This window comes from Arthrobacter sp. TE12232 (genome assembly GCF_054062615.1).
The window spans coordinates 2,089,295-2,105,765 of sequence record NZ_JBSSFK010000001.1 but is presented as its reverse complement, the minus strand read 5'-3'; the positions used below and the strand labels follow the sequence as shown (position 1 = coordinate 2,105,765).

Sequence of the window (16,471 nt, the reverse complement as noted above, 5' to 3'; positions counted from 1 at the left end):
AGGATACCCGGGATGCCACTGTCGGCTCGGGCCCAAACGACGCCGGCGCGGTGACGGAGAGCGGAATGCCAGGCTCCGGTGCGGCCGGCATGGCACGGATCCTCAAACGGGAGACCCACTCATCGCGTGCCGTTGTCTCCGTGATGGCGGCCGCCCTGGTTATTGTGGTGTGCGGGTACGCGCTGCTTGAAACGGCGGTCCGTGCCTTCGGGCAACCACCGTGGCTCATAGATCCGCAGACCGCGGCCGAGCGTGCCGTCGCCCTCCCGGCCGGGATTCCGCCGCTCCTGCTCGGCGTCTCCGGCGCCGTGGTGGCCATGGCGGGCCTGTTCTTCTTCCTCAATGCCGTCCTGCCGGGACGCCGTGCGCGGCACCTTCTCGCAGACCGCCGGGCCGGCGTCGTAGTCGACGATGAAGTGATCGCGGCGGCCCTGGCACGCCGCGCGCGGCTGGCCGCCAACGTGACACAGGGCCAGGTGATGGTGATCGTCTCGCGGAACCGGGTAGAGGTTAACGTCCGGCCCACCTCAGGTGTGCCGCTGCGCCCCGACGCCGTCCTTGAGGCCGTGCGGCGGGAGCTGCAGGACATGGGCCCCTCGCCCACTCCGGAAGTTCGGATCCACGTAGCCACGTCAGGGGTGGTGGGGGCATGAACAACACTCCCAGAGTCCTGAACCGCATCCTGATCGGCATCCTCGGCATCAAGCTGCTCGCCATCGGCGTCCTGCTGATGCTGCTCGCGAGCGTCCCCGCCGTCGGCGTCTGGTGGCACGAGTGGGCGGGCGGCGTCTTGAAATACTGGCTCGACCTGTTCGAACGGACGCAGTTCCCCCGCCACCAGGGGAGCTGGCTATGGTTTGCCATCTGCGGTGCGCTCGTATTGGTGCTGGCCCTGATGGTCGCCTGGGTCGCCCAGCAGGGCAAAGGCCGGACCAGCCTGATCGCGGCCGAGGAGGACCCGGGCGGCGTCCCGGGCAATGTCGGGATCAGCGGCGGAGTGGCGGAACAGGCGCTCCGCGCGGCCCTCGCGGACCGGCCCGACCTGGCGGGAGTCACCGTTGCCGCCTACGAGATCCGGGGGGAACCTGCCCTGAAGATCCGGGTTGAGCCGCGCCAGGGCGTCGCGCCGCACGCGCTCGCCGCCGAAGTCTCCGCACTCGTGGAAGCGCTCGACGCCGTCATCGGCAAGCGCACCCCGGTCCTGATCCATATCGGCTCCGGGACGCGGTCGCGGTTTGGCCGGGCCGAGCGCGTCCGATAAGCCGCGGTGAAGTGGACGCAACATACCCGGTAGGCGCTTGAACCGGGCGTGCCGGGCGGCCGAACCGGCGGGTCGGCCGCCCCCAGGGCCGGTGGCCCCAGCGGAACTACTAAGTCTCCTTTGTATTAAGGTTTCATGTAAACGCTTGCATTCCCCGCAGACTGTTGATTACTGTGATGGTCGACACACCAACTGCACGGCCGTTTTTACCGGTACTCAGCGAGGAGCACTCCAGTATGAAAACCCGCAATTTCCTACTTCCCGTCGCCACAGCAGGCGTTTTGGCACTGACCCTTTCGGCCTGTGGCGGCGGAGGCGGCGGCAGTTCCAGCGGCGGCAGCGACGCTGCCTCGCAGGGCCTGGACGGGCGCGGTCCCATCACGTATGTCCAGGGCAAGGACAACAGCAACGTGGTCCGGCCGCTGATCGAAAAGTGGAACGCCGCCCACCCGAATGAGAAGGTCACCTTCAAGGAGCAGACCGACCAGGCGGACCAGCAGCACGACGACCTCGTCCAGCACTTCCAGGCCAAGGACGCCGGCTATGACGTTGCCAGCGTCGACGTCGTCTGGACCGCCGAATTCGCGGCAAAGGGCTGGCTGCAGCCGCTCAAGGACAAGATGGCGCTGGATACCTCGGCCATGCTGAAGCCGACCGTCGTCGCCGCGTCCTACAAGAACACGCTGTACGCGGCACCGGAATCTTCCGACGGCGGCATCCTGTACTACCGCAAGGACCTGGTTCCCACGCCCCCGAAGACCTGGGACGAGATGATGAGCATGTGCTCCATCGCCAAGGCCAACAACATGGGCTGCTACTCGGGCCAGTTCAAGAAGTACGAGGGGCTGACAGTCAACGCCTCCGAGGCGATCAACTCCGCCGGCGGGGCCGTGCTGGACGCGGACGGCAAGCCCAGCCTGCTCACCCCTGAGGCAAAGGCAGGGATGGCCAACCTGGCCAAGGCCTACGCCGACGGCAGCATCCCGAAGGAAGCCATCACCTTCCAGGAGGAAGAGAGCCGCCAGGCGTTCCAGGACGGCAAGCTGCTGTTCCTGCGCAACTGGCCCTACGTGTACAACCTGGCCACCACGGAAGGTTCATCCAAGGTCAAGGACGTCCTGGGCATGACCGCACTCCCGGGCAAGGACGGTCCGGGCGCCTCGTCCCTCGGCGGCCACAGCGCCGCGATCAGCGTCTACTCGAAGAACAAGGCCACGGCGCTGGACTTCCTGAAGTTCCTCACCACGGAAGAGACGCAGAAGTTCTTCGCCACGCAGGGTTCGCTCGCCCCGGTTCTCGGCGCGCTCTATGAAGACAAGGACCTCGTCGCCAAGCTGCCGTACCTTCCGGTCCTGAAGACCTCGATCGAGAACGCCGTGCCGCGCCCGGTCACCCCGTTCTACCCGGCCGTCACCAAGGCCATCCAGGAAAACGCGTACTCGGCCATCAAGGGCGAGAAGACCGTAGACGCTGCCCTGTCCGACATGCAGAAGTCCATCGAGTCCGCTAGCGCGGGACAGTAGGTTCATCATGGCAACTGAAGTAGGCCCGACGTCGGTCAAGGCACCGGCGTCGGGCGGTGCTCCGATCCACCACGCACCCAAGGGTGTGGGAGAGGACAACCGCATCGCGACGCAGGGGCGCTGGGCCGCCTGGCTCCTGGCGCCGACCATCCTCGCATTGTCAGTGGTGATCGTGTACCCGATCATCACCGCCATTGTGATGTCTTTCCAGAAGGACGCTGGTCTGGACCCCGCCACGGGTCTCTTCGTAGAGGGTGGCCCGGCCGGCTTCTCGAATTACTACAACTGGATTTTCCAGCAGTGCCCTGCTCCGTCCGGCGGAACCGTCGACTGCCCGCCGGGAACCCTAGGTGCGCAGTTCTGGTCCGCCACCGCCACCACGTTCTTCTTCACCATCGTCACGGTGGCACTCGAGACCGTGCTCGGCTTCTGGATGGCCGTCATCATGGCACGGGCCTTCCGCGGCCGCAGCCTGGTCCGCGCAGCCGTCCTGGTGCCGTGGGCCATCCCCACCGCCGTTACGGCCAAGCTGTGGCTGTTCATCTTCGCCTTCGAAGGCATCGGCAACAAACTCTTCAACACGTCCATCCTGTGGACCGGCAGCGAATGGCCGGCGAGGTGGGCCGTGATCATCGCCGACGTCTGGAAAACCACTCCCTTCATGGCGCTGCTGATTCTGGCCGGCCTGCAGATGATTCCCGCGGAAGTGTACGAGGCGGCCAAGGTCGACGGCGCCTCCGCCTGGCAGCGTTTCCGGATGATCACCCTGCCGCTGGTGAAGCCGGCGCTCATGGTGGCTATCCTGTTCCGCACCCTGGACGCGCTGCGCATGTTCGACCTCCCGTACATCCTGACGGGCGGAGCCAACAACACCACCACGCTGTCCATCCTGGTGATCAACCAGATCAGGCAGGGCTTCAACGCGGCGGCGGCTTTGTCCACCATCACATTCATCATCATCTTTCTGGTGGCCTTCATCTTTGTACGCTTCCTCGGGGCGAACGTGGTGGAGCAGCAGACCGGCGCAGGTAAGGGGAAGAAATGACCGCCGCGACGACCGCCGCAACCGAGCTGCGCGCAGAGCAGGACCGGGGCCGGAAGACCGCGCAGAACCGCGAGAAGTGGGCCCAGGGACGGACCTACATCAGTGCGGTTGTGATCCTCATCTGGTGCCTGGCCCCGGCTTACTGGATGGTAGTGACGGCGTTCCGCGACGTCGGCTACACCTACGACACCTCGATCCTGCCCACCCACGTGACGCTGGACAACTTCAAGACCGCATTCGACACCTCGTTCGGCAACCACTTCGGCCAAGCCCTGCTCAACAGCTTGTTCATCGGTTCCGTCGTGACCGTGGTGTCGCTGCTGATCGGCGTGTTCGCCGCGTACGCGCTGGCACGGCTGAACTTCAAGTTCAAGTACCTCGTGCTGGGCTTCATCCTGGGGGCCTCCATGTTCCCCGGCGTCGCTCTCATCACGCCGCTGTTCCAGCTCTTCACCAACATCGGCTGGATGGGCACCTACCAGGCCCTGATCATCCCGAACATCTCGTTCGTGCTGCCGCTGACCGTCTACACCATGACGTCCTTCTTCCGGGAGATGCCGTGGGAGCTCGAGGAGTCGGCGAGGGTGGACGGCTGCACACAGGGGCAGGCCTTCCGGAAGGTCATCATGCCGCTGGCCGCGCCGGCGATCTTCACGACCGCCATCCTGGCGTTCATCTCCTCTTGGAATGAATTCCTGATCGCCAGCCAGCTCTCGAGCGACGCAACGCAGCCCGTTACTGTGGCCATCGCCAGCTTCGCCGGCGCCCAGCCCAACCAGATCCCGTACACCGCGATCATGGCGGCGGGCACCATCGTGACCATCCCCTTGGTCATCCTGGTGCTGGTGTTCCAGCGCAAGATCGTGGCCGGCCTGACCGCCGGCGCCGTCAAGTGAGGATGGCCTCGAGTGAGGGCGGCGTCGTGACAGACGAGCAGAACCAGGGCCATGTGCCGGCATCGCGTCGAAAGGTGCGTTCCGGCGAGGACTTCGACATCATCATCGGGTTCCTCGGCTTCTGGGCCCTGGTTCTGCTGGTAGTCACCGTCTGGATGGAGGTGACCGCCCAGGACGCCCTCGGCTGGGCCCTGGGCCTGCTCGTCGCACTGCTGGCCCTCTACGGGATGATCCGGCTGCGCCGGCGCCTGCCGCGCCGGACAGCCAGCAGGCGCGGCTAGGCCGCGAGGCCAGCACTTTTATTCAACTGCCGCGGGGGAGGCGGGGCGCAGCACGTCTGCGGACAGCCGTCAGGGATCCACGGACCGTCAGTAAGGGGACACAAGTGGCACGGGTAGAACGGGCGCAGCGCGGCGGCCACTCCGGCGTCAGCATCGAGGACGTCGCTGCCGCCGCCGGCGTCTCCACGGCTACGGTCTCCCGGGCCGTCCGCGGACTGCCCCGCGTTTCCCCGGCGACGCGGGAGAAGATCCTCGGCATCGCCGAATCCCTGGGCTATGTTGCCTCGTCCTCGGCGTCCGGCCTGGCGACAGGCCGGACCAAGACCATCGGTGTGCTGGCACCGTTCGTCAGCCGCTGGTTCTTCTCCAAGGCCATCGAGGGCGCAGACCGCGAGCTGCACGCCCGCCAGTACAACCTCTCGCTCTTCAACCTCGGCGGCCACGGCAGCCACCGTGAGCGGCTCTTCAGCAAGACCATGGTCTACAAACAGATCGACGCCCTGCTTGTCCTCTGTATGGCGCTCACCCATGAGGAAATCGAGCACCTGCAGAAGATCGATATCCCGCTCGTGGTCGTGGGCGGGCACGTCGAGGAATGCCCCTACATCGGCATCGACGACTACGCCGCTGCGGCCACCGCGGTCCGGCACCTGATCGGGCTCGGCCACACCGATATCGCGCTCCTGCACGGCGACGACGAAACCGACCTCAACTTCGACGTCCCCCGGGTCCGGATCCAGGCCTTCCAGGACGTCATGCGCGAAGCGCGGCTGCCTGTTCGGCCGGAATGGGACGAGTGGGGGGACTTTACCGTTCGCAGCGGCCAGGAGGCGTTCCGGCGCCTGTGGGCCCGGAGCGGACCCAAGCCCACCGCAATCTTCTGCGCCTCGGACGAGATGGCCATGGGCGTCATCTTCGAGGCCAACAAGGCCGGGGTGAAGGTGCCGGAGCAATTGTCCGTCATCGGCATCGACGACCACGACTTCGCCGAGGCCATGGGGCTCACGACGGTGGGGCAGCAACCGGACGAACAGGCCGAACTCGCCACCAAGATGCTGCTGGACGAACTCGACGGAATCGCCGGGGCCGTGCAGTCCACGGTCGCGCCGCACCGCCTGATCGTGCGGAGGACGACGGCGCCGCCGCACCGCCGGCCGGAGCCGTCCGCCTAGCGCCGTCTGCCTAGTGTTGTCCGCCTAGCGCCGGCCGGCACGGCGGCCGTCCCTCGGATCTAGGACGCGCGGGCCAGTTGCCGGATCGGCACCCAGCGCGAGGCCAGCCGTCGGTAGGCCGCGGCGGCCCCGGTCATGTCGCCTTCCGCCAGGCACTCGATGCCCAAGCGCACGTCCAACGGCGAATCGTCCGGGTAGACCTTGTCGGCCACAGCGCCGTAATCGAGTTCCACGACGGAATCCGGGTGGAAGAGCTCAAGCCACTCCGTGAGCTGGGTCAGGTCCTCGAGCATGTCGAGATCGGGCGCGGCCATGGCCAGATGCGCCACCGCATAACTCACGCGCTCCAGCGCCTTGCCGATGCCGGCGCGGATACGGACCGTGACAATGTGACCCTCGGACTCCACGACGTCGGTGGGGTCCGATTCCTGGAAAAGGCAGAACCAGCTGAACGGGATACCCCACGTGGACGCCCGGGTGTGGACCCGGCTCACACCATCGTGGGCCCGCACCTCATCAATGCGCTCCTGATGCTTGTCCCGCTGCTCCTCCGGAATCAGGAGCTGGGCCAGGGGCCCGTGGATGCCTTCCATCAGCGCATTGGCCGCCAGCCCCGCGCGCAGGACCAGCTGGCTGGGGCAATACAACAGCCGGTCGGCCTGGTCCGCCGTGGCCGTGCCGCTGCCGGACTCCGCGGCGTCGTGCGCTGCCCCGGCCGAGGCCTGCTTGGCCGGGGCCGGGACAACGCGCACGAGGTCGGTCCGGCCGGTGGGAAACGGATCCCCGTCGGGACGGGTGATCCGGCCCAGGGACGCCATCAGCTCGGCGTTCTCCACGGCGGCGCGCGATCCCTGCCCGGCGCCGGCTGCCCGCAGGGTTTCCTGCTGCTGCGCGGGGAATGCCTCGAGGGGCTCGTAGATCCGGAGCGCGGAAGAGAACGGCAGTCCGGCCTGTCCGCGGTAGATGTTCCCCGTCATTGGATCACGACGCTTCCCTCGGCGGCAGCCATCAGTCCGCCAGTTCCGCAATCACCGGGGCGTGGTCCGAGGCGCCCTTGCCCTTGCGTTCCTCGCGGTCGATCATCGCACCGGTCACCCGGGCTGCCAGCGCCGGGGAGGCCAGGATGAAATCGATCCGCATCCCTTCCTTTTTCGGGAAGCGGAGCTGCGTGTAATCCCAGTAGGTGTAGACGCCGGGCCCCGGGGCGTGCGGGCGGACCACGTCCTGGAAGCCCGCCTCCTCAAAGGCATGGAAGGCGTTGCGCTCGGGCTCGCTGACGTGGGTGAGGCCCTCGGAGCGGAAGTAGTCGATGTCCCAGACGTCCTCATCCAGGGGCGCAATATTGAAGTCGCCCATCAGCGCAATCTGTGCCTCGGGGTCGTCCTTGACCCAGGTTCCGGCATGGTTTTTCAGTGTGTCCAGCCAGTTGAGCTTGTAGGGCATGTGTTCGTCGTCGAGGGCGCGGCCGTTGGGGACGTAGAGGCTCCAGACCCGGACGCCGCCGCAGGTGGCGCCGATGGCCCGGGCCTCCTGCACGGCGTCCTTGCCGTTCTTGCCGAACACTGGCTGGTCCAGGAAGGTGCGTTCGACGTCGTCGAGCCCCACCCGGGAGGCAATGGCGACGCCGTTCCACTGGCTCAGGCCAAAGTGCGCCACCTCGTAGCCCAGGTTCTCGAAGAGCTCCCATGGGAAGTTCTCGTCCTTGCACTTCGTTTCCTGAATGGCCAGGACGTCACAGTCAGTGCGCTGAAGCCAAGCCTCCACGCGGTCGGCGCGGGCACGGAGCGAGTTCACATTCCAGGTAGCAATCTTCACAGTCCCTAACTTACCGAACTTGGCCCGCGGACGAAGCGGCCGCCTCCCACCGGTCCTCTGGAAATTAGTAGGAAGTCCGAGTATATTCGGCTGGAGAGATGATCTAGGTCACATGCAAAGGAGCATTCGGTCATGGTTCGAGAGCTATCCCATTACATTGACGGGCAGCGGGTGGACGGCACCTCCGGCCGGTTCAGCGATGTGTACGATCCCTGCACCGGCGAGGTCCAGGCCCGGTTGCCGCTGGCCAGCGCCGAGGAGGTGGGCAACGTCATTGCCAGCGCGGAGAAGGGTCAGCTGGCATGGGCCGCCATGAATCCGCAGCGGCGCGGCCGGATCCTGCTCAAGTTCGTGGACCTGGTCAACCAGAACATGGACGAGCTCGCCACCCTGCTGTCCTCCGAACACGGCAAGACCTTCCTCGACGCCAAGGGTGACATCCAGCGAGGCATCGAAGTCGTGGAATTCGCCGCCGGCGCCCCGCACCTGCTCAAGGGCGAGTTCTCGGACAGCGCCGGGACCGGCGTCGACGTGCACTCGATGCGGCAGCCCCTCGGCGTCGTCGCCGGCATCACGCCGTTCAACTTCCCGGCCATGATCCCGCTCTGGAAGTCCGGCCCGGCCCTCGCCGCCGGCAACGCCTTCATCCTCAAGCCCTCCGAGCGGGACCCCTCCGTGCCGCTCCGGCTGGCCGAGCTCTTCACCGAGGCGGGCCTGCCCGACGGCGTCTTCAACGTGGTCAACGGGGACAAGGAAGCGGTGGATGCGCTGCTCGCGGATCCCCGCGTCCAGGCCATCGGGTTCGTCGGCTCCACGCCCATTGCCCAGTACATCTACGCGACCGCCGCGGCGAACGGCAAGCGCGCCCAGTGCTTCGGCGGGGCCAAGAACCACATGGTGATCATGCCGGACGCGGACCTGGACATGGCCGCGGACGCCCTCATCGGGGCAGGCTTCGGCTCCGCGGGCGAGCGCTGCATGGCGATTTCGGTGGCCGTCCCGGTCGGCCGGAAGACCGCCGATGCCCTCGTGGCGAAGCTGCAGGAGCGCATCGCCGTGCTCAAGGTCGGCCACAGCCTGGCCAAGGATTCCGACTTCGGCCCCGTCGTGGCGGCCTCCGCCAAGGAGCGGATCGAAGGCTACATCGCCTCCGGCGTCGAGGAGGGGGCCAGCCTCGTCACTGACGGACGCGGCCTGAAGGTAGAGGGCTACGACAACGGCTTCTGGGTGGGTCCCACACTGTTTGACAACGTCACGAAGGACATGAAGATCTACAAGGAAGAGATCTTCGGCCCGGTGCTCAGCGTGCTTCGCGCGGAGGACTACGACGAGGCGCTGCGCCTGTGCAGCGAGCACGAGTTCGGCAACGGCGTGGCCATCTTCACTCGCGATGGCGATGCTGCCCGCGACTTCGCCAGCCGGGTCCAGGTGGGCATGGTGGGCATCAACGTTCCCATCCCGGTGCCGATCGCCTACTACACCTTCGGCGGCTGGAAAGCCTCCGGTTTCGGCGACCTCAACCAGCACGGCGCCGACGCCTTCCGCTTCTACACGAAGACCAAGACCGTCACCACCCGCTGGCCCTCTGGCATCCGCACGGGCGCCAGCTTCGTCATGCCGGAAGGCAGCTGATGGTTGACCAGGGGGCCGACGAGACTGCCGACGTCCTGTTCGAGCGCCGCGGCCGCCTCGGCGTCGTGACGCTGAACCGACCCAAGGCCGTCAACGCGCTCACCGCCGGAATGGCTGCCGCGATGCTGGACCAGCTCACGGTCTGGGCCGAGGACGACGCCGTCGCGGCGGTACTGGTCCGGGGCGCCGGCGACCGGGGCCTGTGCGCGGGCGGCGACATCGTGGCCATCTACCGGGACATGCTCGATGGCGGGGACGCCACCCCGGACTTCTGGGCCGTCGAATACCGGCTGAACCTGCTCATCTCCGAGTACCCCAAGCCCTACGTCGCCTTCATGGACGGGCTGGTCCTCGGCGGCGGGGTGGGCATCTCCGCGCACGGTTCGGTGCGGATCGTCACCGAACGCACCCGCTCGGGCATGCCGGAAACGACCATCGGGTTCGTGCCCGACGTCGGCGGCACCCTGCTGCTGTCCCGCGCACCGGGGGAGACCGGCACGCACACGGCCCTGACCGGCGCCCACCTGAGCGGGGCGGACGCGCTGTTCCTGGGCCTTGCAGATCACTTCGTGCCTTCGGCCCGGCTGCCGGAGCTGGCGGCGGCGCTCGAAACCGAACCGGCGGACGCCGTCGTCGCACGGTTCGCCGAACCGGCTCCGCAGTCTGTTCTCGCCGGACAGCGCGGGTGGATCGACGCCTGCTACTCCAGTGACGACGCCGGGGAGATCGTTCGCCGACTGCGCACTATTGGGGGAGAAGCAGCCGCCGAGGCCGCGGACACGATTACAGCCAAATCACCGACGGCCGTGAAAGTGGCGCTGGCATCCCTGCGCCGGGTCCGCGGGCTGACCCTGGCGGAGGCCCTGGAACAGGAGTACCGGGTGGGCCTGCGGTTCCTTGCCGGCCCCGACTTCCGCGAGGGCATCCGGGCGCAGGTGGTGGACAAGGACCGCACGCCACACTGGCAGCCCGCCACCCTCGCAGACGTGACGAACGAGGACGTCGAGTCCTATTTTGCGCCGCTGGGCGACCGTGAACTGAAGCTCTCTTCAAAGGAGAAGAACAATGCCTGAGACCACACCACGGGAAGGCCGCATCGCTTTCCTCGGGCTCGGCCACATGGGCGGCCCGATGGCCGTTAACCTGGTCAAGGCCGGTTACGGCGTGACCGGGTTCGACGTCGTCCCGGCGGCCCTGGACGCCGCCCGGGAACACGGCATTCCGACCGCCGGGACGGCCGTCGAGGCCGCGGCGGGGGCCGCCGTCGTGCTGACCATGCTGCCCAGCGGGCAGCACCTGCTCGACGCCTACCGGGGCACCGGCGGCCAGCCCGGTCTGCTGGAGGCCGCGGCGCCGGGCACCATGTTCCTTGACTGCTCCACCATTAACGTGGACGAGGCCCGCGAGGCCGCGGAGCTCGCGGTCGCGGCCGGGCACCACGCCGTCGACGCCCCCGTCTCCGGAGGCGTGGTGGGCGCCGAGGCCGGCACGCTCACGTTCATGGTCGGTGCCCTCCCTGAAGATTTCGAGGCCGTCAAGCCGCTGCTGGACGTCATGGGCAAGCGTGTGGTCCACTGCGGCGGGCACGGTGCCGGCCAGGCGGCCAAGATCTGCAACAACATGATCCTGGGCGTCTCGATGATCGCTGTCAGCGAGGCCTTTGTGCTGGGCGAGAAGCTCGGGCTGACCCATCAGGCGCTGTTCGACGTCGCCTCCGCAGCCTCGGGACAGTGCTGGGCGCTGACCACCAATTGCCCCGTGCCGGGGCCGGTCCCGACGAGCCCCGCCAACCGGGACTACCAGCCCGGATTCGCGGGGGCACTGATGGCCAAGGACCTCAAACTGGCGCTCAACGCGCTCCAGAGCACCGGCGTCGCGGCCCGCCTGGGTCCGCTCGCCTCCGAAATTTACGATACCTTTGCCGCGGAGGGCGGTGCCGGGCGGGACTTCTCCGGCATCATCACCGACATCCGCGACAAATCAGAATCCGGCGCGTCCGGGCACTAGTCCCGGGCGGCAGCAGCATCTGGAGCCAGACAGGCTCAGGGCCACGCAGGCTCAGAACCAGCTAAGGGGAACACGCATGACGGAACAGTACGCGAACATCCTGGTGGAGCGCCGCGGCCGCGTGGGCCTCGTGACGCTCAACCGGCCGGAGGCCCTGAACGCCCTCAACAAGGCCACGATGGACGAGCTCGTGAAGGCCGTCACCGCGATGGACAAGGACCCGGACGTGGGAGCGGTGGTGGTGACCGGCTCCGCCAAGGCCTTCGCCGCCGGCGCGGACATCAAGGAAATGCAGTCCAAGGGCTACATGGACATGTACGCGGCGGACTGGTTCCGCGGCTGGGAGGACTTCACCCGGCTCCGCATCCCCGTGGTCGCGGCCGTGTCCGGGTTCGCCCTCGGCGGCGGCTGTGAACTGGCCATGATGTGCGATTTCATCATCGCCGGGGACAACGCCAAGTTCGGCCAGCCGGAAATCAACCTCGGCGTCCTCCCGGGCATGGGCGGCTCGCAGCGCCTCACCCGCGCGGTGGGCAAATCCAAAGCGATGGACATGATCCTGACCGGGCGGTTCATGGGCGCCGAGGAAGCCGAACGTGCCGGACTGGTGTCCCGGGTGGTCCCGGCCGCCGACGTCGTCGAGGAGGCCCTGAAGGCCGCCACGGTGATCGCCTCCAAGTCCAAGCCCGTGGCGATGGTGGCCAAGGAAGCCGTGAACGCGGCCTTCGAGACCGGCCTGGCCCAGGGCGTGCTGTTCGAGCGGCGCGTGTTCCACTCGCTGTTCGCCACCGAGGACCAGAAAGAGGGCATGGCGGCCTTCACTGAGAAGCGGCAGCCGGAGTTCAACCACCGCTAAGCGCTGGCAGGAAGGCACGCATGAACACCGGATTCCTGGGAGTCGGTCCGTCCCCGGACGAGGTCCGGGCCCTCGTGCCGGGCGATGCGCTGGTCCCCGCCCCGGACGTGGTGATGGACCGAGCCTTCGACCTGCCGGCCCCGCCCGAGACCGTCTGGCCGTGGATCGTCCAGCTGGGCAAGGAACGTTCCGGCTGGTACCTGCCCGGCTGGGCGGAAGCGCTGATCCCCGCCAGGCGCAGGGCCCTCCGGACCGTTGACCCGGAGCTGCAGGACCTCAGCGTGGGAGACGTCATTGCCGACTGGGGCGGCCCCGGGGCCACCTTCGAGATTGTGGCCGTGGACCCGCCACAGGTCCTGGTGCACCGTTCGCAACGCGGCGCGCTGGCAGTCAGCTGGGCGATCGTGCTGCGGCCGGCGCCGGGCATTGGACCGCAGCCGAGTGACGGTCCGGGCGCCCGGACCGGGACCCGGGTACATCTCCGGCTCCGGCTCGCCGGGGTCAAACGCCGCCGTTTCGTGAAAATTGGCGTCGGCCTGTTCGACCTCCTGACCATAGCCGGACTCGCAGCCGGGCTGCGGGAGCGGCTGCGCATCATCAGGTGAAGATGTCGGCCACGTACCTGCCGTGGGTGCGTTCGACCTCATCCATCCACGCCTCGGCGTCCGCCAGGGAGGCACCGGTGGCCTCACGGTAGATCTGCACGCACGTCTCGCGCACCTGCGGCGCCATGTGCTTGCCGTCGCCGCAGACGTAGACCGTGGCGCCCTGCTTGACCAGCTCGACGACGTCTGCCCGGTCGGCCCAGAGCCGGTCCTGGACGTATTTCATGCCGTCTTCGGGTGCGGTGGAAAAGACCGGCCGGAGGTCCAGGTTAGCTTCGTCCGCCCACGCCGCAAGTTCGTCGTGATACAGGAAATCCGTGTCCGGGGCGCGGCAGCCGAAGAACAGCAGGGCGGGCGCCGGCGCCGAACCGTCGGCCTGGGCCCGCAGCGCCCGGTCCTGGATGAAGCCGCGGAACGGCGCCAGCCCGGTCCCGGCGCAGACCATGATGAGCGGGACCGCCAAGGATGCGGGCGGGTGGAAGGCCGCATTCGAGGGACGGACGGTCACCGCGATCCGTGATCCCGGCCTGGCCTGGGCGAGATAGGTCGAGGAGGCGCCTTCGAAGACGCCTCGACCCGACCAGGCGGGCGCCTGGACGACGGCGAACGTCAGGGTCGCGTGGTCGGGGCTCCACAGCGGGGAAGAGGAAATGGAATACCGCCGGGGTGTCAGCTGGGTCAGCAGCTGCAGAAACGAGGTGAACGACAGCTGGCACGACGGATACGTTTCCAGCAGATCCAGGAGGGAGACGCGCTTGTCGAGGATCTCGGCCGCATGGCGCTCGCGGTCCTGTGCCAGGGCCTCAAGTTCCCTGCGGTGTGCCGGATCCGCCGCGACATCGGCCAGGTCCTCGAGCTGCGTGCGCGTGGCCGGGACCGCCAGCTCGACGTAGCTGCTCAGCAGTTCGCCCACGGCCACAGGCGCGCCGGTGGGCAGGAACGTGTCGCCGCGCTCCATGCTCAACAGGACATGCGAGTCGTAGTCGAGGTTGAAGCGGGCCAGGGCGCGCTGGACGAGTCCGCTGGGATTCAGCGGCAGCACGGCCAGATAGTCACCGGTCCGGTAGCTCATCCCTTCGGGCAAAGCGATCTCGACATGCCGCTTGGACCGGGCGCCGGGCTTGGCCAGATCGACCAGCTCCCGGTTGGCGACGACGGTGCCGAGGGCGAGGCCGTTCTGGCGCAGCAGCGGGTCCCGGACGTTGCCCACGAACTGAAGTTCAAGCTGGGGCTGCGCGGCCGGTGGGCTGGTCCGCTGCCCGAGGGCGGCGTCGACGGCGGGCCAGAATCCCGCATACCACTCGTCGAAATCGCCGAAGAAGTCGCCGCGGGCGTTGGCCTCGCCCCGGGGATAGACGCGCACGGCGCCGGCGGCCTCGAGCCGGGAATCGACGGCCTTGGGCACCTGCTGGTACGTTCGCGCCCAGTCCTTGTTGCCGTTGCCGAAGACCGTGTACCGCACCCCGCTGAGGCCGCCCGGCGGTAGGCCTACGGTCCAGGCCAGGAATTTCCGGGCGTTGTCCGGCGGCTGCCCCTCGTAGGAGGAGGCCACGATCGCGACGAGCCCCTCCGTCGGCAGTCCGCCGGCTGCCTCGTCGAGCGGGCCGATGGTGGGGCTGTAGCCGCGCCGTCCGGCGTCGTTGGCAATGCGCTGGGCGAAGTCCTGGGAGGTGCCGGCGTTCGAACCGTAGAGCACCCGGATCGGGATGCCGTTGGGGGCGGCGCTCGGCGTTTCCGCCTGCCGGGCATGTTCGACGGCGGCATGGCTGGCGGCGTCGATCCGGACGTCCCGCCGGCGCACATGGATGAACAGCCCTTCAGGCTTCATCGTCAGCGTGTGCTTGATCTGCAGTTCATAGCCCGGGTCCGCCGGGGTGATATCGAAGCGCTGCAGGAGTTTGGCCAGGAACAGCATGGCCTCCTGCAGGGCAAAGCCCCGCCCGATGCAGGAGCGCTGCCCGTTGCCGAACGGTTTCCAGGCATTGGCCGGGATGGTCGCGGCCCGCTCGGGCGAGAACCGCTCCGGGTCGAAGACGGCGGCGTCCTCGCCCCACGCCGCCTTGTCCCGGTGCAGCCGCGGGAGCAGGACCAGGATCGGCTGCCCCGCGGGGACTTCGTAGCGTCCGCCCAGCGTCGTGTCTTCGAACGGGGCCACGTTGAACGCGGGGGCGGTGGGCCAAAGCCGGAGGGTTTCCTTGAGGACCTGGTCCAGGTATCCCAGCCGGGGCAGGTGCTCGAACCTGGCGCTTTCGGTGCCCAGGACCTCATCCACCACGGCGTGCGCCTTGGCCAGGACTGCCGGATGCCGCATCAGCTCGTAGAGGGTGAAGGACAGCAGGCCGCTGGTGGTCTCATGGCCGGCGATGAGGAAGGTGACCATCTGGTAGCGGATGTTCTCATCGGACAGCCGCTCGCCGGTCACCGGGTCAGCGGCGTTGAGCATGGTGTCGAGGATATCCTCGCTGCCCGCAGGGCTGGGATTGCGCCGCCGGTCGCTGATCATCTGCTCGGCGACCTCGAACATTAGAGCATTGTCTTCCTCGAGCTGGTGCCGCCGGCGCAGCATGATCTTGTTCTGCACCGGGAGCCTGCGGGCCCGGTCCCCGGATTCGACCAGGGCACGGACCATGGCCCCGACGAAGGGATGCATCTCCTCCCGGTAGAGACTGTTGAACCGGTATTTGAACGAGCACAGGGCGATCGTGTCCAGCGTCAGGCGGGTGGTGTTGTCCGGAACATCGATCCGGGCCGTGGGGCCGAGCCGTTCCCACTTGAGCAGCAGCTGCTCGACGATGTCGTCCATGCCCACGAACATCCGCTTCAGCGCCGCCGGTCCGAACGCCGGCATCAGGATCCGGTGCGCCTTTTGCCAGTTGGGCTCCCGTGTTTCCGCGGTGAACAGGCCATCGCCGGCGAATTGCCGCACCTCCCGGAGCGCGACGCCGAGCACCTTGCCAAAGCGGGATTCGTCGCACACTTCGTTGACGAGCTCCTGGGAGGAGAGAGCGATGATGCTGCGGTTGAAGAACTGGATGCGGACGATGGGGCCGTACTGCTCGGCCACCTCGACCAGCCCCAGAATGCCCTTGCTGGAGTCGATATCGGGCAAGTTGCCGACTACCGGCCGCGGGGGAGGCTGCGGTATGGGGACGGGAGTTGAAGGCATGGGCCCTCCTAAGCGGTCGCCGATATGACGCTTGTGAGCACTGTTTCCTCTGGGATTCCTGCGGGACGGGACGGGACGGGACCGGCCTGCCCGGATCCACGATACTCCGCTCAGATCCCGGGCAATAGGGGCGATAGGTCGGGACCGAGGTGTGGGCGATATGCCGACGCAACGGTCAGGGGCTTCACTTTTCATTGATGGAAATCGCAAAA

The 16,471-nt window shown here is 67.5% G+C and carries 15 protein-coding genes; 12 read left to right on the top strand and 3 right to left on the bottom strand.

Annotated elements, in window-relative coordinates; translation table 11 throughout:
• The first annotated feature begins 65 nt into the window (after positions 1-65).
• The 7 genes from ACVWZ7_RS09245 to ACVWZ7_RS09215 all read left to right on the top strand — a co-directional run bounded on the left by ACVWZ7_RS09245 (position 66) and on the right by ACVWZ7_RS09215 (position 6,178).
• A complete protein-coding gene (locus tag ACVWZ7_RS09245; RefSeq protein WP_237563280.1) occupies positions 66-653 on the top strand; it encodes a DUF6286 domain-containing protein in 588 nt (195 codons plus the stop codon).
• Complete coding sequence (locus ACVWZ7_RS09240) at positions 650-1,261, top strand: Asp23/Gls24 family envelope stress response protein (protein ID WP_344361199.1); 612 nt, start codon at positions 650-652, stop codon at positions 1,259-1,261. Before ACVWZ7_RS09245 ends, ACVWZ7_RS09240 begins: the two co-directional genes overlap by 4 nt.
• Positions 1,262-1,497: 236 nt before the next feature.
• Entirely contained in the window at positions 1,498-2,784 is a 1,287-nt protein-coding gene (locus tag ACVWZ7_RS09235; RefSeq protein WP_116765568.1) for an ABC transporter substrate-binding protein, read from the top strand.
• 7 nt (positions 2,785-2,791) lie between these two features.
• Entirely contained in the window at positions 2,792-3,829 is a 1,038-nt protein-coding gene (locus tag ACVWZ7_RS09230; RefSeq protein ID WP_116765569.1) for a carbohydrate ABC transporter permease, read from the top strand.
• Complete coding sequence (locus ACVWZ7_RS09225) at positions 3,826-4,725, top strand: carbohydrate ABC transporter permease (protein WP_116765570.1); 900 nt, start codon at positions 3,826-3,828, stop codon at positions 4,723-4,725. The genes ACVWZ7_RS09230 and ACVWZ7_RS09225 overlap by 4 nt, the downstream gene beginning before the upstream one ends.
• A 26-nt stretch (positions 4,726-4,751) precedes the next feature.
• Positions 4,752-5,006 carry a hypothetical protein gene (locus ACVWZ7_RS09220; RefSeq protein ID WP_202615757.1) on the top strand — a complete coding sequence of 85 codons (255 nt, stop codon included), beginning with the start codon at positions 4,752-4,754 and terminating at the stop codon, positions 5,004-5,006.
• 104 nt (positions 5,007-5,110) lie between these two features.
• Positions 5,111-6,178: a LacI family DNA-binding transcriptional regulator gene (locus ACVWZ7_RS09215; protein ID WP_116765572.1), complete on the top strand. Its 1,068-nt coding sequence runs from the start codon at positions 5,111-5,113 to the stop codon at positions 6,176-6,178.
• A 59-nt stretch (positions 6,179-6,237) separates the two neighbouring features.
• On the opposite strand, the gene ACVWZ7_RS09210 is transcribed toward ACVWZ7_RS09215, so the two are convergent.
• Positions 6,238-7,155, bottom strand: coding sequence for a hypothetical protein (locus ACVWZ7_RS09210; RefSeq protein ID WP_456507654.1), 918 nt, complete (start codon positions 7,153-7,155; stop codon positions 6,238-6,240).
• A gap of 31 nt (positions 7,156-7,186) precedes the next feature.
• Positions 7,187-7,993 (bottom strand): exodeoxyribonuclease III, encoded by an 807-nt coding sequence (locus ACVWZ7_RS09205; RefSeq protein ID WP_456507653.1) that lies wholly within the window; start codon positions 7,991-7,993, stop codon positions 7,187-7,189.
• A 132-nt stretch (positions 7,994-8,125) separates the two neighbouring features.
• On the opposite strand from ACVWZ7_RS09205, the gene ACVWZ7_RS09200 reads away from it, so the two are divergent.
• From ACVWZ7_RS09200 to ACVWZ7_RS09180, 5 genes are all read left to right on the top strand, one after another.
• Positions 8,126-9,625, top strand: coding sequence for a CoA-acylating methylmalonate-semialdehyde dehydrogenase (locus tag ACVWZ7_RS09200; RefSeq protein WP_116765575.1), 1,500 nt, complete (start codon positions 8,126-8,128; stop codon positions 9,623-9,625).
• Positions 9,625-10,698, top strand: coding sequence for an enoyl-CoA hydratase/isomerase family protein (locus tag ACVWZ7_RS09195; protein WP_116765576.1), 1,074 nt, complete (start codon positions 9,625-9,627; stop codon positions 10,696-10,698). The genes ACVWZ7_RS09200 and ACVWZ7_RS09195 overlap by 1 nt, the downstream gene beginning before the upstream one ends.
• Positions 10,691-11,632 carry a 3-hydroxyisobutyrate dehydrogenase gene (mmsB, locus tag ACVWZ7_RS09190; protein ID WP_116765577.1) on the top strand — a complete coding sequence of 314 codons (942 nt, stop codon included), beginning with the start codon at positions 10,691-10,693 and terminating at the stop codon, positions 11,630-11,632. Before ACVWZ7_RS09195 ends, mmsB begins: the two co-directional genes overlap by 8 nt.
• A 76-nt stretch (positions 11,633-11,708) precedes the next feature.
• A complete protein-coding gene (locus ACVWZ7_RS09185; RefSeq protein WP_116765578.1) occupies positions 11,709-12,488 on the top strand; it encodes an enoyl-CoA hydratase in 780 nt (259 codons plus the stop codon).
• A gap of 20 nt (positions 12,489-12,508) precedes the next feature.
• Entirely contained in the window at positions 12,509-13,093 is a 585-nt protein-coding gene (locus ACVWZ7_RS09180) for a hypothetical protein (protein WP_456507652.1), read from the top strand.
• Here ACVWZ7_RS09180 and ACVWZ7_RS09175 read toward each other — a convergent pair.
• Positions 13,086-16,259, bottom strand: a complete 3,174-nt coding sequence (locus ACVWZ7_RS09175; protein WP_456507651.1) for a bifunctional cytochrome P450/NADPH--P450 reductase — start codon at positions 16,257-16,259, stop codon at positions 13,086-13,088. The genes ACVWZ7_RS09180 and ACVWZ7_RS09175 overlap by 8 nt on opposite strands.
• Between the last annotated feature and the right edge of the window lie 212 nt (positions 16,260-16,471).